Here is a 20651-nt window from a genome sequence, read left to right on the forward strand (position 1 = left end):
AGGAAAGAGAAGGTGAACGTACAAATGGACATTCATGTACTTACGTCAGGAGAAGCAGAAGAGATAAATGTATGGCAATATGATGAGCCGTATGAACTATACAGTTTTACCGGGGCACCTGAAACATTAGAAGAATTGTTAGACGGTACATATTATGGCGTTCGTAATGAGCATAATGAACTCATTGGTTATTTTTGTTTTGGGGATAACGCACAAGTACCAGGCGGAAGAGACGCAAAATTATACACAGGTGAATGTGTTGTGGATATTGGACTTGGAATAAAACCAGCTTTAACTGGAAAGGGATTGGGGATATCTTTTTTACAAGCTGGATTGCAGTTTGCGAAAGAGCAATTTGGACCAGAGAAGATTCGTTTAAGTGTCGCCGCTTTTAATGAACGTGCCATTCATCTGTATATGAAAGCAGGTTTTCAAAAGAAGGCTTCTTTCATGAGCAGGGGAAGGGAGTTTTTACTTATGGAGTATGACGCGGCGGGATGTAAAAATAAATAAGAAAAACCAGCTCTTTATTCATAAAGAAGCTGGTTTTCTTGTTTTTGTATTATTCAGCATGTGCAGCTCTATGCGCTAAACGGCTGGATGCAGCAGCTGCAATCGCTCCGACGATATCATCGAGGAATGTATGAACTTTTCCTGTTGATTTGTCGTTTAAATATTGTAAAATACCTGGTTTTAATTTATCAATATAACCAAAGTTTGTGAAACCGATTGAGCCGTATACGTTGACGATAGATAAGGCAACGACTTCATCTACACCGTATAATCCTTCGTCACGATGTATGATGTCTTGAAGAGGTGCACTTAATAATCCTTTTTCGGCAAGGACGTCCAGTTCAATTCCTGTAATGAGTGCATTTTGCACTTCGCGTTTGGATAAGACGCGTTCTACATTATAACGACATTCCTCCATTGCTAAATTTGGATGATATTTTTTTTGAAGAAAATGAACGAGCTCTGCAATATCGTCAATTGTTACACCGCGTTCTTGTAGTAATTGTAATGCTCTTTCTTGTAGTTCATTTCGTTGTGTCATGATTATCACCTTTTTTTCTTTTTAATATTGTATACGTATAGGTGTACTATGTGCATAGGAATGAAAGTTCATCAGAAGCTCATATATATATAGAAAAAATGTAGGTGGCGAGTACGATGATTCAATATATTTATGAGCATTATCATATACACGTCAAAGAATTTACACCCCTCGGGCCCTATCAGAGCTTTTGGGTTCGAAATAAAATTTATGTGCTTCTTGCGACGGGAAGCTTGCAAGAAGAAGAGCTTGTTGAAATGAAGAAGTTAAGTGATTATATGAATCAGCAAGGTGATATTACAGTTGCGACTTTTGTTCCAAACATACAAGGTTATTATGTTAGCGAGATAGAAGATGCAAATTATTGCTTGCTAAAAGGAATGCGTATGCTAGATCGCAATGCAATGTCTCCAGGAAGTGAGCTATCGTTATTTCATAAGCGCGGTGCATTTTTTTCAGATGATATTGAACATCTCAGCCGAATTGGCGAATGGAAGGCGCTGTGGGAAAAACGATTAGATCAGCTCGAGCGCTTTTGGCAATCCAAAATAATGAGTCACCCTACTGATATGTTTGAACAATTATTTATTGAATCATTTCCCTACTACTTAGGTCTTGCCGAAAATGCAATTCAATATGTAGTAGATACAGAAATTGATGATACTCCTCAACTTGCTGATGCCGCAACAATTTGTCAGGAACGATTTACACCGTTGCTTTGGAAGCAAACGAAGCGATTAAAGCTGCCGATTGATTGGGTATACGATCATCCAAGCCGCGACTTAGCAGAGTGGGTCCGTCACGTTTCTTTTGAAAAAAGAGAGAAATGGGAAGAAACGATTGTCCAGTTTTTAACGGATTATGAACGTAACTATCCATTATCTTCCTTTGGGTGGCGGCTCCTATTTGCGCGTCTTCTCTTTCCTCTTCATTACTTTGAAACAGTTGAAGGGTATTACTTAACTGGAAGTGAGACGCAGAAATATGTATACCAAGATCGGCTGGAAACTATTTTGCAACAGGTAAATCAATCGGAACAATTTCTTCAGCGCTTTTATGACCTTATTCATTTACCTGTGGATAAGTTAGGAATTCGTAAGTTAGATTGGTTAACGTAATATGTAGTTTTGAAAAAAGAGACCATAGCGGGTCTCTTTTCTTTAGATTTAGTGGCTATTTTAAATAATCCACTAAAGATTTTACATTATCCAACTCCAGCGGCTAGAATAGTCGGTGGCTTCGCTTCTTCCTGCGAGGTAAAAAACACCTCTACGTCAGAAGCTCGATCCCCCTTTTATTCTAAGCGAGCCGCTTCCGCTTTTAGATTAAAATACTTGTTCTACTTCGATTACGCCTGGTACTTCTTCTAAAAGTGCACGTTCGATACCAGCCTTTAATGTGATTGTAGAACTTGGGCAGCTGCCGCAAGCACCTAGAAGGCGTAATTTAACGATACCCTCTTCAACATCTACTAATTCTACGTCACCGCCATCGCGAAGTAAGAACGGACGTAATTTATCTAATACTTCAGCTACTTGTTCGTGTAAGTTTTCGTTTTCCATTTTTATCGACTCCTTTCATTAGTTTTATTATAATCAAGATACAGGGGAAAATCTATTTTTTATATCTTTCTTATGTTGTCAAAATAGTTTATGGAAATTTCCTTCTTATATGTGACAATAAGATGCAGAAAAAAATGTATGTGCAAATGGGGGAGAGAATATGATAAAAGTTAGCGTTTACGGGGCAAAGGTTGTGTGTGCTAGCTGCGTTGGGATGCCGTCATCAACGGAAACGTATGAATGGCTGCAAGCAGCAATTGGCAGGAAGTATGAAGGACAAGAAGAAAAGTTTCATTTTGAATATGTGGACATTCACGAGCTGCAAGAAGGGGAAGAAAAACGAGCTTTTGCTGAGCGCGTGATTGAAGAAGACTTATTTTACCCTGTTGTACTTGTAAATGGTGAAATTGTAGGAGAAGGTAATCCCCGCTTAAAGGATGTATACGAAGAAATTGAGAAATATCTATAATATAACTCACAGAGCTCTTGCAACGTAGACTACGAAACGCAGGGGCTTTTTCTGTATTCGAAAGGGTGGATGAGATGAAGAAGGGCCTTGTAATAGGGAGTATAGGGCTTTTTGCAGTCAGCGGTATTGCCTATATGGAAGGAGATGCAGCGATGATTTACTCGTTAGCAGGTTGGCTGAGCCTCTTTTTCTTAGCTAGTGCAGCATTTCTTTGTATAGATGGATTCATTTTAGGAGCGCGGGGGACATTTGCTTCGGCAAAGCCAACGCGAAAAGAATCTCGTTTTCAATCTGCTAAAACGAATGTGTTTGCAGCGATTCCTAATGTCGTAGCTGCGTTAGGAGTATACTTATGGGTATCGTAATGGAGCGTTCTATACCAGAAGAAGTGAAACTCTTATTAGACAAATACGTGAATGGACTTCAGGAAATTATTGTTAAAGAAAAGTTGGTTGGTGTGTATTTGTATGGTTCACTAGCATTAGGAGCTTTTCATTTGGAAACGAGTGATGTTGATTTTGTAACGGTGACGACAGAACAAGTGAATGAAGTAGAGAAAGTGAAGATACGTGAACTACATAAGGAGCTCTATAAACATGATCTTGGTAAGCGAATGGATGGTATGTATATTTCGCTTGTTGATGTAGGAAAGCAAAATCATGAAATGTCACCGTATTTATATTGTTCAGATGGAAAAACGAATGAAGGGCATTGGGATATTAATTCTGTTACGTGGTGGACATTAAAAAATCAAGGTATTACTGTTTGGGGTAAACAGGCAAACGAGCTTCCATATGCAATAACGTGGGATGATGTTGTGAGCACAATGAAATACAATGTGGAACAATATTGGAGTGAGAAAGTAAAACGTCTCTATTTATTTTTATCCACAGAATGGGTAGAATTTGCAGTTGTAACAATGGGACGTATTATATACACGCTAGAAACGGAACGGATTGTTTCTAAAGATGAAGGTCTGCAATATATGATGAAATCTTCTAAACAATGGGAACCGTTACTGCAAGATGTGTATCGGATGCGTCAAAAGGAAGAGATGAAGCCGTCCCTATCGAGATGGAGACGTGCTGAGATGACGAAGAAGTATTTATTGTTTGGAATAGAGGAATGTAAGAAGAAGTGGGGAAGATAAAGTGAAACTTCCATCAGTGGGGGAGTTTTTTTCATTCCCCACTGATGGTTAGTTGAACCAATCGGGCTTTTACGGGCAGTTATCCCCACCTATCTTCCTCGTTTCTCTTTGAATCTTGAGGTGGGGTCTTACTGCCCGTTAATGCGGGATAAAGTGAAACTTCCATCTGTATTTCAAGAAATAAATTGGCAATTAAAATTTGATTATGGAGAGATTATTTATGTATGTAACAATTTCAGACTTTATTAATGAATGGAATAGGGAAGCAATGCTAACCCAGAAAGTTTTGGATGGTTTGACAGATGAATCATTAAAACAACAAGTTTATCCAGAAGGTCGTACTTTAGGGAGAATTGCGTGGCATTTTACAACAAATATTCCAGATTATTTAGCTCATTTCGGATTAAAGATAGATGGAGTAGAAAATGTAGAAAGTGTACTAACATCAGCGAAGGAAATTGCTGAAGCTTTTAAAAATATAAGTCTCGCTGCAGCTAAAGTTATTGAAGAACAATGGACAGATGAATCACTAAAGCAAATACAAGAAGCATTTGGAAGAAAGGAATCAAACGCTACAATCCTAATGGGGCTAATTAAGCACATTGTTCATCATCGCGGACAAGTTACAATTCTTATGCGTCAAGCAGGCATAAAACCATTTGGAGTGTATGGTCCACCAAAAGAAGATTGGATCCATTTAGGAGTGGAAAATCCACCACTTTAAAAATAGTATGTGCTACGAATTCGTTACTTCAACATTGTAATTTAACACATATAGGCAACAGAAAAAACAAGAGCTGCATGGCGGCTCTTGTTTTTTGTTTAACCATTATGATGTTTATACATCCACAGAATACCTGATTTTAAAAGGCGAGGTACGCGGCCCATTAACGGCTGATTTGCAAGTAAACCGAAGCCGTGTTTTTTACCAAGAGAACCGAGAACACCTTTTAATTTAATAACAGGTAGTTCTTCTGGTAATGTTTCATTATTCCAACGTTTTAATAATATTTGGACAATTTGCTCGCCTTGTCCTTCTGCAAGCTGAGCAGATGGTGCATGCGGCAATGCAGCGCAGTCACCTAATACATACACGTTCTCGTATTCTGGAATATTATGATATTTTGTTAATACAACCCGACCACTATTATCGTGCTCGACAGGTAGATTACGAACAATCTCACTCGCTTGAATGCCAGCTGTCCATACGATTGCGTCGCATTCAAGTGGTTCATCGTGATTATACACAATATTTGGTTCTACTTTTGTAATGTTCGAGTTACGAATGATTGTAACATTATGTTTCAAAAACCACTCTTCTACGTATCTACTTAATTTTTCTGGGAACGGGAAAAGAATGCGATCTTTTCGGTCAAATAAATAAATATTTAAGTCTGGACGGCTTTCGCGAAGCTCGCTTGCTACTTCAACGCCGCTTAGGCCAGCTCCTACAACAGCAACTGTTGCATGTGGTTCTAAACCGTTTAGTTGTTGATATGTTTGACGAACTTGTTCAATGGATTGAAGGCTATACGTATTTTCTTGCGCTCCTGGAACGTTGTGATAGTTGTCTTCACAACCTAGTCCAATAATTAAGTCATCATAATTAACAACTTCACCGCTATCAAGATGAACGGCTTTGTTTTCTAAATCAACATTCGTTATAGTTCCGTATTGAATATTAAGTCGTGGATGTTCTGGAAATGGAATGCGAATATGCGTTTCAGAAATCGTTCCTGCTACTAATGCGTAGTATTCTGTTTTAAAACAGTGATACGGTACCTTGTCGATTAATGTCACTTGAACATCATCCGGAAGTTGGTTGCTCGGAAGAAGACGCTGTAAAACTCTCATTCCACCGTAGCCCCCACCAAGTATTACGAGGTGCTTCATGATGGATTACCCCTTTTCTGTTGAAATATCCCCTAATCATAAAAATAAAAGTTTTTATATTACAAAAATATTTTGACTTTACCCATTCAAATTATATCGAATTTAGAAGCAAATAACAATGTATGAATGCATAATCTGTTGTACAATAAGAAGAAAAGTGGGGCGATTTGTGAAAAAACTGTAGAATGTTGCAGTTTTCGACCGAAAAGTGCTTTTTATTAAGGATTACAGAATGAAACGATTGAAAATTTTAGTCGTTTCAGCACAATTTATACAACATCTTAGTTTTACTGTTATAAAACAAGGATTAATATATAGATATAGGGGGGATAAGGTTGATTAAACCGTTAATTGAATTTTGTGTCGGCAACCTTGCAAGTGGTGCGCAAAAGGCAAGGGAACAACTAGAGAAAGATCCGAATTTAGATGTGATTGAGTATGGTTGTCTTGGTTATTGCGGTATTTGTTTTGAAGGACCATATGCACTTGTGAACGGTGAAGTTGTAAAAGGCGAAACACCGGAAGAACTTGTGAAAAACATATATGATTATTTAGATGAAAATCCGATGTTTTAAGGTGTTGCAATGAGGCAGCGTCTTTTTATAAACACATAAAATCATCTTAAAGGAACAAGCTAACAAGTGCAGCAATTGCTGATATGTATATATAAAAAAAGAAAGCCCTTTGTTGAAGGGCTTTTTTCTTACACAATACGTGTAAGCACGACCTTGTTACGCCAAAATTGTCGTTGAATATGAGAAACGGGGGACATTCTTATTGTTTTCCAAAAGCGCACATTTTATACTTATAACAATAAAAAATTTTGGAGTGAAACAATATGGAACAACTTTCTTTCACGAAAATGCACGGTCTTGGAAATAATTATATTTATGTGAATATGTTTGAAGAACAAATTGCAGAAGAGCATCTAGCGAAAGTTGCTGAAAAAGTGTCAAATGTGAATACGGGAATTGGCTCTGACGGAATGATTTTAATTTGTCCATCTGAAGTTGCTCCTGTGAAGATGCGTATTTTTAATAAAGACGGTTCAGAAGGAAAAAGCTGCGGGAATGGACTGCGCTGCGTCGCAAAATATGCATATGAACATAAATTAGTAGAAGAGACTGTTTTTACAATTGAAACGTTAGCCGGAATCGTTACAGCAGAAGTATCAATTGAGGATGGAATTGTAACTTCAGCTACGATTGATATGGGTGCACCGCGATTAAAACGCGTTGATTTACCGATGCTAGGTGAAGGAGAAACACCATTTATTCGTGAAGATTTCCTTTACAGCAATCACCGCTATGCATTTACAGCCGTCTCAATGGGAAATCCGCATGCTGTTATTTTTGTAGATGATATTGAAGAAGCGCCGCTGACAACATTAGGCCCTGTGCTAGAAACACACGAGATGTTCCCAGAAAGTGTGAATGTGGAATTTATCGAAGTATTAAATAACCACGAAATGCATTTCCGTGTATGGGAACGCGGTTCTGGTATTACACAAGCATGTGGAACAGGAGCGTGTGCTGCGGTTGTAGCTGCAATCTTGAATGGAAAGATGAAGCGCGGACAAGAAATCACTGTTCATTTAGCAGGCGGAGACTTACTGATTACATGGACAGAAGAAGGGACAGTTTTAATGAATGGTCCAGCAGAAGTCACTTGCAGCGGTGTATATTATTATAAGATTGAAGAGTAAAGATGTATAATAGAACGAGAAAAGAAAGGAAGGTGGATTCTATGATTACTGTAACAGAACAAGCGGCATATCAAATTAAAGATATGTTAAAAGATGCCGAGGATGGAGAGAAATACGTTCGTCTTGCAGTACACGGCGGTGGATGCAGCGGTCTTTCTTACGGTTTAGGATTTGAAAGAGAACCAAATGAAGACGACACAGTTCTTGAATTTTTCGGTGTTGAATTTGTTATTGATAAAGAAAGTGCTCCGATTGTAAAAGGAGTAAAAATCGATTATAAACAATCGATGCTTGGCGGCGGGTTTACGATTGATAACCCAAATGCGATCGCATCATGCGGATGCGGTTCATCTTTCCGCACAGCGACGAATGCTGGTAAGCCTGAAGAGTGCTAAGTTTCTAGCTTCGTCAGTCTAAGCGAAAACTGAGCCGATGGGTTACGGATTACACGGTTTAGAACGCAGGAAAACAAGTATCTTCGGGTATATAAACAACCCGAAAACGTTCAAATATACGGTTGTGGATAACGACCTTCTTAGCGATGAAATCAAATCGTTAAGAAGGTTTTTATTTTGTGCGAAACTAGAAGTAGTAAAACGCAATTATAATTTCAAGTTACTTGTAACATAAAATGACGAAAAAAGTAGAATTTTCAGTTTTGAAAGTTGTAATTGGATTATTCTTATGGTACTTTAATAATTATAATGTAAATAATAAAAAAATTTGTAAAAATCCTAATTTTTGAGAGTTATTAATGGATAATGCTTTGATTTTCCCCCAGTTATTTCTTTTTTGTACTTTCCTACCAAAGTATTTTTCCTCGACACCATTATTAAATTTAATATAAGCAATAAAAAGCTATTTTACTTCACTTTACTTTTATTCCATTAAATAATAAATTTAACATGATGAGGAAGATTGTAACGTGTAGATATATAAATGAAATACTTGATAAAATGAATTCACCATCTCTCTTACAAAAAATCAGGGAGGTATAGAATATGGGAATCTCTACACTACTATTAAATGCGTTTATTATTATCATTTGTATCCTTACTTATCAAGTATTTTGGCTAGATAAGACTGAAAAAGAACCATATAACGAGATATTGATTGCTGTTCTTGCGTCGATTGCACTTGTTCTTTGTATGACATTCCCTTTTCGCTTATATGATGGGTATATTTATGATTTGCGTTTTATTCCTATTATTTTGGTTTTCTTATATGGCAATACAAGAAGCATTATTGTTATAAGTGTTATATATATTTCTTATAGATTTTATTTGGGTGGAAATGGTTTTTTTCCATCGTTCATTATATTTAGTATAACTACTATTGTTACGGTCATATCCCGTTATGTTGTACCTACTCATTTCAAGAGAAATAAAATATTGTTCAATATACTGCTTATTTTGATTAATACAAGTTCTCTTTCTATCTTCGCTATAATCAATCAAATTAAAATAAATGGTAAAATCGAAGCGGTTTTTATTGAACTTCTAATCAATTATATAATCATTAACATTTTCACAGGACTATTATCTGCTTATTTAGTAGAAGGAATGATTGAGAAGTTTAAAATGAAAGAAAAAATTCAAAGAGCGGAAAAATTTTATACAGTTAGTGAATTAGCTGCATCGATTGCACATGAAATTCATAATCCACTAACTACCGTATATGGATTTACTCAGTTGTTTCATGAAAATGAAATTCCGAAAACATCTCAAGATCAATACTTACAAATTATGTTAATGGAGTTAGAAAAAGTACAAGTGATTATTAATAATTATGTATCCTTAACAAAATCACAAAACACGATAAAAAAACCACTGAATATAAGTAGTATTGTTCATGAAGTAACAGAAATGATTGCACCGCTAGCACTTTCACACAATGTTGAAATTAAGAGAAGTATTACAGGTGATCTGTATATAGATGCTAATCCTGAAAAACTAAAACAATGCCTAATAAATATTGTACAAAATGGAATTGAAGCTATGGAAAATGGAGGAATATTACAAGTTCATGCACAAAAAGTAAAAAGTAATATTGTGATTCATATTATCGATTCAGGAATTGGAATGTCCTGCGAAGAAATAAAGCGAATTGCCATGCCGTTTTATTCAACAAAAGAAAAAGGAACTGGATTAGGTACTATGGTTGCTTATAGCATTATTAAAGAATTGAACGGAGATATAGAAATAAGGAGTACAAAAGGAAAGGGAACACGTTTTTCGATCATTATACCTTGCTAATTAAAAACGAAATATTATGAAGGAATGCATATGTTTGGGCGTAAATGATGAAATGATTTCTTCAGTATCAAAAGTTAAAAAAGGATTTTAATCTCTATTATAGAAGATGTAAATGTTGTGTATACGCAAATCTATTGTAAGGAGGAAAATTCTTGTTTTCGTACAAAGAATTATCGGACGATCTTTTAGCGGGTTTTTTCGTGGAAATTAGCAGGAACATAAAAAAGGGAATTCTTTCTAAAGCTATGTATCACGAGATAGCTCTAATAAGAGCGGTGGCGGAAAAACGAAAACTTTCGGAATTGGATTTAAAAAAGATTTACTTAAATTCGAATAAAGGGCATCGTAACGAGCAAGTGATTTAATGACTGTTATACGGGCGACACAAGAGACGAAGAAGATGATTGCAACATCAGAACAGAAAGAATCTTTTTGGTCATGGTTGTTCAGTAAGTAGAGAATTATAATGTGAACGGAACAAAAGTCTTCCAAATCGGAGGGCTTCTTTTTTTTATCGGTGATTTTTAATAAAATCATGACAAAAATCCGATAATAAAAAAGAGGTGATTTTGATGGGAAAATGGAATGAACAGGCGGCACCGAATAATAATTTGCCATCCAGCACAATTCGGTCATCTGAACTCCTGTTAGGGAAGAAAGCAGACCATGAATTTTCAGAGGAGCTTTCCGATGGCGGAGAAAGAGATAAAAATATTCAAATACTCAAAAACAGTCCTAAATAGAAAAAATTGATGCAGTGGTGGCGATGAAAAAATCGCCACTTTTTTCGCTTTGTGCAAAAAATTTATATTTTAAGCAAAAATCAAGAGCTAAAAATTAAAAATATCACTATACCTATAAAATTATTAATTTCATAAAAAGGATCTTTTTACTAACTTAGGATGTTCCAAAAACTGTTGATTATGAAACGTTCTCTTTCAAATTCTCTCAGCATACGCTTCAAAAATATATGCCAAAATCAAAAAGATTATTGTATAGTTTAAATATTAAATCAACTAGAAAGAACTATACAGCAGTTAGTGATGTTACATAATCACTTTTGAGAAAAAGAGATTAACCTTGTTTCTATTTTATTACTAAAGGGGGATTAGACATGGCACAGCAACAATTGAAACGCGAACTGCAACCGCGTCACATCAGGCTTATGGCAATAGGCGGGATGATTGGGACGGGAATTTTCAAAGGAAGTGCAGATACGATTTCAGCCGCAGGGCCCGGCATCGTTTTTTCTTATTTATTTGCAGGATTTCTTCTTCTCATTGTTATGAGCGCAATAGCGGAAATGGCTATTGCTTACCCGGGCTTAAACATTCAAGGAATGATTCAAAAAGCTTTCGGTTCTCGTTTCGCCTTTGTCGTTGGTTGGCTCTACTGGATCGACTGGATTTTAGTTATTATTGTTGAGGTTTTGGCAGGGGGGAGCTTTTTACAATACTGGATTCCATCCGCTCCTTTATGGCTGCTTAGTCTAGCATGTACTGCGTTTCTTCTCATTATCAATTTGATTAGCGTCAAACTTTACGGTGAAATAGAGTTTTGGCTTGCGAGTATCAAAATTATTACGCTTGTTTTATTTATTTTGCTTGGTTTTGCCTTATTATTTGGTCTCATTCCAAATCATGAAGCAGTATATTTTACAAACTATACAAGTCACGGCGGATTCTTTCCGCAAGGATGGGGAAGTGTTTTTACAGCACTCTTAATCGTTGTCTTTTCTTTCGGAGGCTCAGAGTTAATCGGATTAACTGTAACAGAAACGAAAAACGTGGAACAAACGCTTCCTAAAGTAATAAAAGGGGTCATGTTCCGAGTAGTTTTATTTTACACATTACCTATTCTCATCATCACTGGACTTATCCCTTGGGACGAAGTAGGAAAGCAAGGCAGTCCTTTCGTACAGGTTTTCTCTGCAACTGGATTACAAGGTGTAGCACATATTATGAACTTTATTTTATTGACCGCTGTGTTGTCGGCTGCCAATTCAGGAATGTATGCTACTTCCCGCATTTTGTACTCTCTGGCGCAAAATAACGAAGCTCCTGCTCTATTTTCTCGTCTTACTAAACGTGGTGTTCCTGTATGGGGGGTTCTTGTTAGTTGCACTGGTTTATTAATTGGGGCTTTTATTGCGTTCCTTACACCAGAACATGTCTTTGGCTATTTGATGTCTATCCCGGGCTTTACTGTTTTGCTTATTTGGACTAGCATCTGCCTTGCGCAATTCAAGTTGCGTAAACAGTATCCTAAAATGCCGTATTTTCGCGTATGGTTCTTTCCATACAGCACCTTGTTTGCAGCAGCTGCCTTGGCAATTATTTTTATTTTCTTCTTGTTCAATGCAGGGAATATAATTAACTCTATTGTATGCGCAAGTATTCTTATCCTTTTATCTGTTCTATCTATTTTGGTTGGCAGAAAGGAATCGAAATAGAGATTTTTAGCTTAAAAAGGAGTATCACTTTCTAAGAGCAAAAAGGCCGTGTAAAGCGGCCTTTTTGTTTTGGTATTTTCATTAAAAAAGTTTTTGCAAGAAATTTTAGATGATTAATAGTAACTATGGAACAAATAATTTTTTCACATAAAGTTCAAATAAATAACATTTGAAAAACTAAAAGTTATAGTATTATTTAGGTAAGTCGAATTTTTCGACAAATTAAGACAAATATTTTACAAAGCGCGAAAAATTTTGTGATTGTATTTTTCATTCTATATCTTTGATGCCAAAGAAAATGAGGAGGAATGATTATGACAAGAAAGTCCCGTCAATTACTCAGTAAAACATTTAAAGAATTAGTGCAAGAAAATAAACAAAAGATACTTAATGATAAACAAGAGTTGGAAAGAATTGAACAAAGAATTGAACAACGTTATATAATTACAAAACCAGCCTCATAATGGCTGGTTTTTTCATTAAAATTTTTGGAATCATCGAATCTAAAAATTCAAATTTGGTTCCGTTACTTTAAACTTTCCTGATTTATCTACGATGAACATGACATTACTATTCCTACTATCCACCCCTTGTTGTATAGAAGCAGGACTAGAATATATGGTACGAACTGCTATGTTATAAACTCCCTCTGTTAATACGTGGCTTTTTTCAAAATCATCCACAATACTTTGAGCATTAGGCACACTGCCACTATTTTTATAGGTGTTGTAATAGTAAATAAAATTGATGACTCCTATATAATTGGCATTATTTCTAGGTTTACTAACCTTTACATTTTTAATTATTTTGTCAGTGTTTAATTTTTGTTCTTGTTTAAAGTCTTCAATCAATTCTTTTTCTTGGTGTTCATCTATATTTACATGTAAATAGTAATAGAAATTTTGTTTTCCCTTATCGTAGTCGTTAGGGGATTCACTTAATAAGTTATACTTTTTTATAATTTTATCGGATTGTTTCAAAACATCACTATGTTGTTCAACATAAGCTCCTTTGAATATTTCTAAGAAAACATCATCGCCACTATCTTTATCTATTTCATGTGAATTTCTGTCTACAATTAAATAAGCAAAGGTATGATAGGGTTTATTAATTTCTACATAAGTCTGATGATCAATACCTTCGAACCAATTATTATCAGCAGAAAGAATTTTAAAATCTCCATTTTTTATTCCATAGTTTTTTGACAAATAATCTCCTATTGGTTTATTTAGTTTTGTTTTTGTAAAACAACCGCTTAATAGGAATATTGGTATGCTAAGCACTAAAATTAAAACAGCTGCTTTAATTTTCTTCACTCTCAGTTCACCTGCTTCCTATAACACATTTCATATAATCATAGTTAATAGGTGCGCCCCTTAATTTTTAAATTCTAAGTCTTGATAACATACAATCTTTCTAATGTGTGTTCAAATGGCATATGTATCCCCCTTTATGTAAATATTTACTCTATACATAGTGTGTTAAATTCTGAAAATTAAAACAAACAGATGGATAAAAAGCCATCTCCTTATTTTTTTACAAAGTCATTTTCTGAAATCACCGTAAAACCATGTCGTCTGAATAATGCAGTCGTAACACCGTAACCATCTTGTTTTTGACCATTAAATTCACCTGTATAAATGACGGAACTTCCGCAAGATGGACTGCGTTCTTTCAGAATAATATATTCAGGGTTTAAATCTTTTATTTGATGTAATGCTTCATAGGCCCCCGCAATAAAGATTTCTGTCACATCATTTCCGTTTTGGTCTATTACTTTTGCAGTTCCATTCAATACATCGTCACCGTTTCCACCGACAATTTCGGCTGGTGTACGAGGTGTTGGCAATCCGCCTAATACTTCCGGACAAATAAGAATCGTTTCTTCTTTTTCTAGCAGTTCTTGAATCTTTGCAACGAGATTATCATTTCCGTCATAACGACAAGCAATTCCAGCTAAACACGCACTGATTACAATCATGTTTTCACCTCATTTTGATGGATTTACTTTCATCATACAACAAAATCTTTCGCCACTTTTATGTTTTTCTTCTTATTTATAAAGTGAAACTTCCATCGGTGTGGGGTTACTGCCCGTTAATGCGGGATAAAGTGAAACTTCCGTCAGTGAGTGGGGGCTTTATCCCCACTCACTGACGGTTAGTTGAACCAATCGGGCTTTTACGGGCAGTCAACCTTTCTGCCCTTTGAATCTTGACGTGGAGGTCTTACTGCCCGTTAATGCGGGATAAACAGGGGGATGAGCATGAGTAAATTGTATACATTAATGAAAGAATATAGCGAATTTCAAAGTAAAGAAGAGTTTAATACATATCAACAGCAAATTTTGACGCAGTATCAAACGCATTTGAATAAAACAGATTTTCTTGTGATCTGTTTGTTAGGAAGGTATGCGATAAACGAAAAGCAAAAAACGGTTGGTGTTGCATGTCCATTAATGGAAACGGTTGCGGTGAAATTAGGGAAAAGTATACGGACTGTACGCCGTTCTGTCGCAAAGCTTGAGCAGCTTAGTATTATTAAGCGTGTGTTCACGAAGGAAAGATATAAGCGCGGGGGATATAGTGCGAATTTGTATGTGTTTTGTAAACGGGCAGTTGACCGCATGAGTGACCGTATGCAAATGACCGCATGTGAAAATGGCGAGAGTGCAGGAGAGTGTAAGAAGGAGCAGTTGAATGAGGAAACGGAAACTAGTGTTTATGAAAACAATTTAAAGATACAACAGAAAATAAAAACGTATGATATGGACGAAACGTATTGCCGTCATGATATTCCAGTGCAATTTGTAGATGCGATTTCACCAATGTCTCATCATCCGCAAACAATTAATTTTGCTTGGAGTAAAGTGGAACTCGCTTATAAAAAGAGCGGTTTATTTGAGCTAGGGTTGTTGTGGGAACAGATTATGAAGCATGATGATATACAAATGCAAATCATTCGGCGGACAAAAAGTGTTGTAAGGGCATATAAGTACGGTGAGATTCGCAAAGATTTTGGTGCACTTTTATATGGTACGATGCAGGCGTTATTTTTAGATGTCGCATTAGAGTGGGGAGCGGCAGTGAGAAGGAACAGCGGGATTGTTTTATATAATCCATTTGAAGGTGAAAAAAGAAAAGAGTCATGCTTATGAAGCATAACTCTCTAGTTTTAATCAAATTTTCGTACAATCGGAACGCGAATTGCGATAAATAACACAAATAGAATGACAGCAATTGCACCGCTTTTCATAATCGTGACAATCGGTATCCCAGCAGCTAATGCAAGTGAAGTCAGGGCATAAGAAATCGGGATAAAACCCATCGATGATAGCATGAGTAAGCTCATAACTCGGCCCATCATTTCTTCTTTCACAGTTGATTGAATCATGGCCATTAATGGTACGATGGCCATTGCGATTGAAATGCCGTAAAAGCAACCTGCTAGAACTGCTTGCCAAAGTGTTGTGCTAAAGTTAATAGATAAGAAGAAAACACCGGATAGCAGCATCATAATAATGCAAAATAAACCGCGGCGCCGATTAATATTTCGCAGCCCGACGATAACTGCACCAATGGCCATTCCCCCGCCAACAGCAGCTTCTAAGTAACTAAAGTGGAGCGAGTCACCGTGCAGTACATCTTTAATGAACAGCGGAAAACCGACTTGCATCGGTCCGATTAAAAATAAATTCAAAAAGGCGCTGCAAATAAGAAACGTTGATAAAAATGGTGATTCTTTCACATAAAGGATGCCTTCTTTAATAGAAGTAAACATGCCTTTGTTTTGGTTTGTTTCTTCTTGCAATGTACTTGCGTGAACTTTTTGGATAAGTATGGCAGCAATAAGTAATAATAAAATCGCTATCGCAAAGATTGTTTCATAATTACTGAATTTAATTAGTATCCCGCCAAGGACAGGACCAAGAATAACAGATGCTTGGTTTGTCATTTGCGTGAGTGAATTTGCTTGTGTAAGGCGATGCTTCTCTACGAGATCCGGTAAGATAGATCCATCAGCTGACCAGAAAAAGGCATCAGCTAAACCAAAGAAGAGCGCAAAGAAAGCAAATGTGTATAATGTAACGTGCCCAATGATGAACCAAATGAGAATGATCGTTACAAGAAGCGCGCGCACAATATTAGAATAAAACATGATGTTTTTTTTCTGGAATTTGTCTGCAACGGCTCCGCCGATAATCATAAAGATTAGGCGCGGAACACTAAGAGCAACAAATACAACTCCGAGTGATGCTTCTAAGTTTAATGTTTTTGCTATGTACCAAGTTTGCGAAAACGTAAAAAATGCTAAGGCAAAGCTTGAACATAAGGTAGCGCCCCAAAGAAACAGGAAATTTGTATTTTTTAATAAAGGCGTTCCCATTTCTTTTACAGCAAGTTTACTTTTATGTAATTCCTCCATATGAATCCCTTTCTGTCATATGTCTTTTTATCTTTGTTAACAGTTTCTAATCTTTCTATACAGATACTTTTTCATTGTATTCAAAAAAGCGGAATTTGCCCAGCAGATTGCTGAAGCATAAAAATAAGAAGGTGCCGAGGCATCTTCTTATTTACACTTTAAACTAATGCAATGTAAATATCAACTTGTGCATTATTTGGCTCGAAAGATCGTTCATCGTACAGCTCGAAATCTGTTGTGAATGCACGGTTGTTTTCTTTTGACCATTTCCAAATGTCTTGCCATGTTTCTGCTATAATTTCTGATAATGGGCCTTTGCGAGTTGTAAATACGGCATATGTAGCGGCAGGTATAGTGAGTACCGTCATATTTTCAGGTGTATTGCTTATAGTCGAAACTGGAACACCGATTGTATACGTGTAGTTACCTGTTTCATCAGATTCATAGTTTGAATACAGTGCCACCGTTTCTGTTTGGGTAGCTTTATTTGGAATCTGGTTGGTGATTTGTTCTTGGAAGTATTGATTCCATAGGTGAGGGATTTTTCCATCGCTGGACATTTCAATTTTATTGTTTGTAGTAATGGAAATACCAATGGCTTGAAAAGTTTCTTTTTTTACAATTGTAGGTTGAATCATCGTATCATCCTCCTCGTTATAGAACAAACGTTCTTTTTTATTATACCATAATTATCCAAAGAGGAGGTGCTTGAAAATGGTTATTTTTTATAAAAAGAACTCCTTTCCATTAGAAAGGAGTTCTTCAACGTATCTATTTCAATTAAAACATACTAGAACTATGCATTGGTTGCAGCTTCGCATTTGGATCGAAGTACGCTTTTGCGTTATTTACTGCCGTTGGCGCTTCGCCAAAGCCGCATGCAATTAGTTTTACTTTTCCTTCGTATGTGCAAATATCACCAGCTGCGTAAATGCCAGGAATGTTTGTTTCCATTTTTGAGTTCACAACGATACTGTTCTTTTGGATATCTAAACCCCAGTCTTTAATTGGACCAAGAGAAGAGACGAAGCCGTAGTTTACGATGACATCATCAACATCAATGACAACTTTTTCTTCCGTTTTCACGTGTTGAAGTACAACTTGTTCAATGTTCTCTTCACCAATCAGTTCAACTGGAACGTATGGCGTTTTGACTTGTGCACGCGAGTTCATTAACGTTTCAACGCTATGCTCATGTGCGCGGAATTTATCACGACGGTGAACGATTGTTACTTCCTTTGCGATTGGCTCTAACATCATTGTCCAGTCTACCGCAGAGTCACCGCCGCCAAACACAACAACGCGTTTGCCAGCAAATTTATTCATATCCTCAACGAAATAATGTAAGTTTGCTTTTTCGAATTTCTCTGTACCTTCTAATTCTAAACGGCGCGGTTGAAATGCACCGTTTCCAGCTGTAATGATGACTGATTTAGAGTAGTGTGTTTCTTTATTTGTTACAAGCTTGAACACACCATCTGCTTGTTTTTCTAACGTTTGAACAGCTTCTTCTAAGCAAACAGTTGATTCGAACTTGCTCATTTGTTCTTTTAAGTTATTAATGAGTTCTTGTGCACGAATTTTAGGAAAACCTGCGATATCATATATGTACTTTTCAGGATATAATGCAGATAATTGACCACCGAGTTGTGGCAAGCTTTCAATAATTTTTACGCTTGCTTGTCTCATACCGCCGTAAAAAGCTGTGAATAATCCAGTTGGACCTCCACCAATAATAGTGATGTCGTATACCTTTTGATTTTCTGTCACTGTTTACTCCCCCTATAATTAGGAAATTTTTCGTGATTCTCCTATATACACTCGTATGTATGTTATACGAAACTTCCGTGAACAGAGTGCAAGCGCACTCAAGACAAATGATATCATATTTTATAAAAAAAAGCGTTAGAAAACGACTGAATTGTGTATACACTTTGTATAAATCTGTTAGAAAAGAATATCCAAATAGGTGAAGTATACATCTTTTGGAAAGTATAACCATTTGTAGTTGATGAAATAAAATTATAGATTATGGTTCCGCATTTGAAGGTGAAAAGACTGTGACTGTCCGTTACATGCTGAGTACATAAAGGAATGTGAAAAAACTTAAAAAGACCTCGTTATTTTAAAATATTGATAATTCTACAACTGCTTGAAAAGTAAAGAGAAAACGACTAATATAGGAAAGTAAATGTGTTAATTTTTTATGACAAATTTCGTAACATTTTTCAAACTTAATTTTTTTATTTTGTCTAGATTGTGAAAAAGTCTACATTCTTAGCATTTAAATTGTTTTAGCATTATTTTTGCTATTTTTACTATCTATATAAAGAAGATTAATTTTTTTATTTTGTCTAGATTGTGAGAAAGTTTACATTCTTAGCATTATTTTTACTATCTATATAAAGAAGAGGGTTGTGATTAGGGTGAAGAAGCCAAAAATCGTAGTTCTAGGCGCAGGTTATGGCGGAATGATTACTACTGTTCGTCTGCAAAAAACATTATCTGTAAGTGAAGCTGAAATCACATTAGTAAATAACAACAGCTATCATTATCAAGCAACTTGGTTACATGAAAGTGCAGCTGGTACGTTGCATCATGACAAAGTTCGCTTAGAAATCAAAGATGTAATCGACACAAATAAAGTAAACTTCGTACAAGATACAGTTGTAGAAATTAAAGCAGCTGAAAAGCGCGTTATTTTAAAAAATGGCGAGCTAGAGTATGATTATTTAGTAATCGGTCTTGGTTTCGAGTCTGAAACGTTTGGTATTAAAGGATTAAAAGAGCATGCATTCTCTATTGCTAACATTAATGCAACTCGTCAAATCCGTGAGCATATGGAATACATGTTCTCTCTATATGCTTCAGAAAAACGTGACGAGTTAGTTACAATCGTTGTCGGCGGTGCTGGATTTACAGGTATCGAGTATGTAGGTGAACTTGCAAACCGTGTTCCTGAGCTTTGCAAAGAGTACGATGTTCCTCGTGAAAAAGCACGTATCATCTGTGTTGAGGCTGCTCCAACAGCGCTTCCTGGTTTCGATCCAGAGCTAGTTGAGTACGCTGTAAAACAATTAGAGAAAAAAGGTGTAGAATTCCGCATCGGTACAGCAATTAAAGAAGGAACTGAAGAAGGTATTCTTGTTGCAAACGGTGACGATGTAGAATTACTGAAAGCTGCAACTGTAGTTTGGGCTGCAGGTGTTCGCGGTAACGGTATTGTAGAAGAGTCTGGCTTTGAAGCAATGCGCGGCCGTGTAAAAGTGGACGAGTACATGCATGCTCCAGGTTATGAAGAAGTATTCATGGTTGGTGATGCAGCGTTAATCATTAACGAAGAAATTAACCGTCCATACCCACCAACAGCACAAATTGCAATTCAACAAGGTTACAATATTGCACATAACTTAGCTGTTCTTGTTCGTGGTAAAGGCGAAATGCAGAAGTTTGTATTCGATAACAAAGGTTCTGTATGTTCATTAGGTCACGACGATGCAATGGGCGTTGTAATGGGAAAAAAATTAACTGGTTGGAAAGCTTCATTTATGAAGAAAGTAATCGACAACCGTTACCTATTCATGCTTGGCGGACCTTTATTAGTTCTTAAAAAAGGTAAGTTAAAATTATTTTAATATGTAATGTAAAGCAGAAATGGCTGTAAGCTGTTTCTGCTTTTTTTATTT

25 protein-coding genes are annotated in these 20651 nt (G+C 36.3%); 17 read left to right on the forward strand and 8 right to left on the reverse strand.

The genetic code is table 11. The annotated features are described in order from the left end of the window. Window positions 1-24 precede the first annotated feature (24 nt). Window positions 25-513, forward strand: coding sequence for a GNAT family N-acetyltransferase (locus AB1279_RS02740; RefSeq protein WP_429757746.1), 489 nt, complete (start codon window positions 25-27; stop codon window positions 511-513). A gap of 49 nt (window positions 514-562) precedes the next feature. On the opposite strand, the gene AB1279_RS02745 is transcribed toward AB1279_RS02740, so the two are convergent. Continuing rightward, complete coding sequence (locus AB1279_RS02745; RefSeq protein ID WP_429753280.1) at window positions 563-1054, reverse strand: phosphatidylglycerophosphatase A family protein; 492 nt, start codon at window positions 1052-1054, stop codon at window positions 563-565. Between the two features lie 116 nt (window positions 1055-1170). On the opposite strand from AB1279_RS02745, the gene yutH reads away from it, so the two are divergent. Then, window positions 1171-2172, forward strand: coding sequence for a spore coat putative kinase YutH (gene yutH / locus AB1279_RS02750; protein ID WP_429757747.1), 1002 nt, complete (start codon window positions 1171-1173; stop codon window positions 2170-2172). 207 nt (window positions 2173-2379) lie between these two features. Here the strand turns inward: yutH and AB1279_RS02755 are convergent, their stop codons facing one another. After that, entirely contained in the window at window positions 2380-2616 is a 237-nt protein-coding gene (locus AB1279_RS02755; protein WP_098308748.1) for a NifU family protein, read from the reverse strand. Window positions 2617-2776: 160 nt separating this feature from the next. On the opposite strand from AB1279_RS02755, the gene AB1279_RS02760 reads away from it, so the two are divergent. The 4 genes from AB1279_RS02760 to AB1279_RS02775 all read left to right on the forward strand — a co-directional run bounded on the left by AB1279_RS02760 (window position 2777) and on the right by AB1279_RS02775 (window position 4959). Further along, entirely contained in the window at window positions 2777-3085 is a 309-nt protein-coding gene (locus tag AB1279_RS02760; RefSeq protein WP_429757748.1) for a YuzD family protein, read from the forward strand. 74 nt (window positions 3086-3159) lie between these two features. Further along, on the forward strand, window positions 3160-3450 hold the full coding sequence (locus AB1279_RS02765; RefSeq protein ID WP_429757749.1) for a hypothetical protein: 291 nt from the start codon (window positions 3160-3162) through the stop codon (window positions 3448-3450). Beyond that, window positions 3438-4235, forward strand: coding sequence for a nucleotidyltransferase domain-containing protein (locus AB1279_RS02770; protein ID WP_429757750.1), 798 nt, complete (start codon window positions 3438-3440; stop codon window positions 4233-4235). The genes AB1279_RS02765 and AB1279_RS02770 overlap by 13 nt, the downstream gene beginning before the upstream one ends. 220 nt (window positions 4236-4455) lie before the next feature. Continuing rightward, the gene (locus AB1279_RS02775; protein ID WP_429757751.1) at window positions 4456-4959 is read left to right on the forward strand and encodes a DinB family protein; all 504 of its coding nucleotides are present in this window, start codon (window positions 4456-4458) and stop codon (window positions 4957-4959) included. Window positions 4960-5057: 98 nt separating this feature from the next. On the opposite strand, the gene AB1279_RS02780 is transcribed toward AB1279_RS02775, so the two are convergent. Continuing rightward, window positions 5058-6128 (reverse strand): NAD(P)/FAD-dependent oxidoreductase, encoded by a 1071-nt coding sequence (locus AB1279_RS02780; RefSeq protein ID WP_429757752.1) that lies wholly within the window; start codon window positions 6126-6128, stop codon window positions 5058-5060. Window positions 6129-6463: 335 nt separating this feature from the next. Here AB1279_RS02780 and AB1279_RS02785 point away from each other — a divergent pair, with 335 nt between their 5' ends. The 9 genes from AB1279_RS02785 (at window position 6464) to AB1279_RS02825 (ending at window position 13004) form a co-directional block, all read left to right on the forward strand. Continuing rightward, window positions 6464-6703 carry a YuzB family protein gene (locus AB1279_RS02785; RefSeq protein ID WP_098308736.1) on the forward strand — a complete coding sequence of 80 codons (240 nt, stop codon included), beginning with the start codon at window positions 6464-6466 and terminating at the stop codon, window positions 6701-6703. A gap of 263 nt (window positions 6704-6966) precedes the next feature. Further along, window positions 6967-7833, forward strand: coding sequence for a diaminopimelate epimerase (gene dapF, locus AB1279_RS02790; protein WP_429757753.1), 867 nt, complete (start codon window positions 6967-6969; stop codon window positions 7831-7833). Between the two features lie 41 nt (window positions 7834-7874). After that, the gene (locus AB1279_RS02795) at window positions 7875-8228 is read left to right on the forward strand and encodes a HesB/IscA family protein (protein WP_098308732.1); all 354 of its coding nucleotides are present in this window, start codon (window positions 7875-7877) and stop codon (window positions 8226-8228) included. Window positions 8229-8834: 606 nt separating this feature from the next. Continuing rightward, on the forward strand, window positions 8835-10088 hold the full coding sequence (locus AB1279_RS02800; protein ID WP_429757754.1) for an ATP-binding protein: 1254 nt from the start codon (window positions 8835-8837) through the stop codon (window positions 10086-10088). A 152-nt stretch (window positions 10089-10240) separates the two neighbouring features. Further along, window positions 10241-10453: a hypothetical protein gene (locus AB1279_RS02805; protein ID WP_429753289.1), complete on the forward strand. Its 213-nt coding sequence runs from the start codon at window positions 10241-10243 to the stop codon at window positions 10451-10453. After that, a complete protein-coding gene (locus AB1279_RS02810) occupies window positions 10453-10545 on the forward strand; it encodes a DUF3967 domain-containing protein (protein WP_429757755.1) in 93 nt (30 codons plus the stop codon). The genes AB1279_RS02805 and AB1279_RS02810 overlap by 1 nt, the downstream gene beginning before the upstream one ends. 115 nt (window positions 10546-10660) lie before the next feature. Next, window positions 10661-10831, forward strand: coding sequence for a hypothetical protein (locus AB1279_RS02815; protein WP_176524580.1), 171 nt, complete (start codon window positions 10661-10663; stop codon window positions 10829-10831). 371 nt (window positions 10832-11202) lie between these two features. Beyond that, the gene (locus AB1279_RS02820) at window positions 11203-12540 is read left to right on the forward strand and encodes an amino acid permease (protein WP_429757756.1); all 1338 of its coding nucleotides are present in this window, start codon (window positions 11203-11205) and stop codon (window positions 12538-12540) included. A gap of 308 nt (window positions 12541-12848) precedes the next feature. Next, window positions 12849-13004: an FbpB family small basic protein gene (locus AB1279_RS02825; RefSeq protein WP_336482464.1), complete on the forward strand. Its 156-nt coding sequence runs from the start codon at window positions 12849-12851 to the stop codon at window positions 13002-13004. A 39-nt stretch (window positions 13005-13043) separates the two neighbouring features. Here AB1279_RS02825 and AB1279_RS02830 read toward each other — a convergent pair whose 3' ends face one another. After that, window positions 13044-13856 (reverse strand): hypothetical protein, encoded by an 813-nt coding sequence (locus AB1279_RS02830; protein ID WP_429757757.1) that lies wholly within the window; start codon window positions 13854-13856, stop codon window positions 13044-13046. Window positions 13857-14068: 212 nt separating this feature from the next. Next, entirely contained in the window at window positions 14069-14521 is a 453-nt protein-coding gene (locus AB1279_RS02835) for a DUF523 domain-containing protein (protein ID WP_429753293.1), read from the reverse strand. 285 nt (window positions 14522-14806) lie between these two features. On the opposite strand from AB1279_RS02835, the gene AB1279_RS02840 reads away from it, so the two are divergent. Further along, window positions 14807-15697: a helix-turn-helix domain-containing protein gene (locus AB1279_RS02840; protein WP_429757758.1), complete on the forward strand. Its 891-nt coding sequence runs from the start codon at window positions 14807-14809 to the stop codon at window positions 15695-15697. Window positions 15698-15714: 17 nt separating this feature from the next. Here AB1279_RS02840 and AB1279_RS02845 read toward each other — a convergent pair whose 3' ends face one another. The 3 genes from AB1279_RS02845 to AB1279_RS02855 form a co-directional block, all read right to left on the reverse strand. Further along, window positions 15715-16965 carry an MFS transporter gene (locus tag AB1279_RS02845; RefSeq protein ID WP_429757759.1) on the reverse strand — a complete coding sequence of 417 codons (1251 nt, stop codon included), beginning with the start codon at window positions 16963-16965 and terminating at the stop codon, window positions 15715-15717. Window positions 16966-17123: 158 nt separating this feature from the next. Beyond that, the gene (locus tag AB1279_RS02850; protein WP_429757760.1) at window positions 17124-17603 is read right to left on the reverse strand and encodes a GyrI-like domain-containing protein; all 480 of its coding nucleotides are present in this window, start codon (window positions 17601-17603) and stop codon (window positions 17124-17126) included. A 142-nt stretch (window positions 17604-17745) separates the two neighbouring features. After that, window positions 17746-18735 (reverse strand): NAD(P)/FAD-dependent oxidoreductase, encoded by a 990-nt coding sequence (locus tag AB1279_RS02855; protein WP_429757761.1) that lies wholly within the window; start codon window positions 18733-18735, stop codon window positions 17746-17748. Window positions 18736-19391: 656 nt separating this feature from the next. On the opposite strand from AB1279_RS02855, the gene AB1279_RS02860 reads away from it, so the two are divergent. Beyond that, window positions 19392-20600, forward strand: coding sequence for an NAD(P)/FAD-dependent oxidoreductase (locus tag AB1279_RS02860; RefSeq protein ID WP_429753298.1), 1209 nt, complete (start codon window positions 19392-19394; stop codon window positions 20598-20600). Window positions 20601-20651: the final 51 nt, after the last annotated feature.

Origin of the sequence: Bacillus sp. S14(2024) (assembly GCF_050473785.1) — a bacterium.
In the GTDB taxonomy this organism is placed as follows: Bacteria; Bacillota; Bacilli; order Bacillales; family Bacillaceae_G; genus Bacillus_A; species Bacillus_A yunxiaonensis.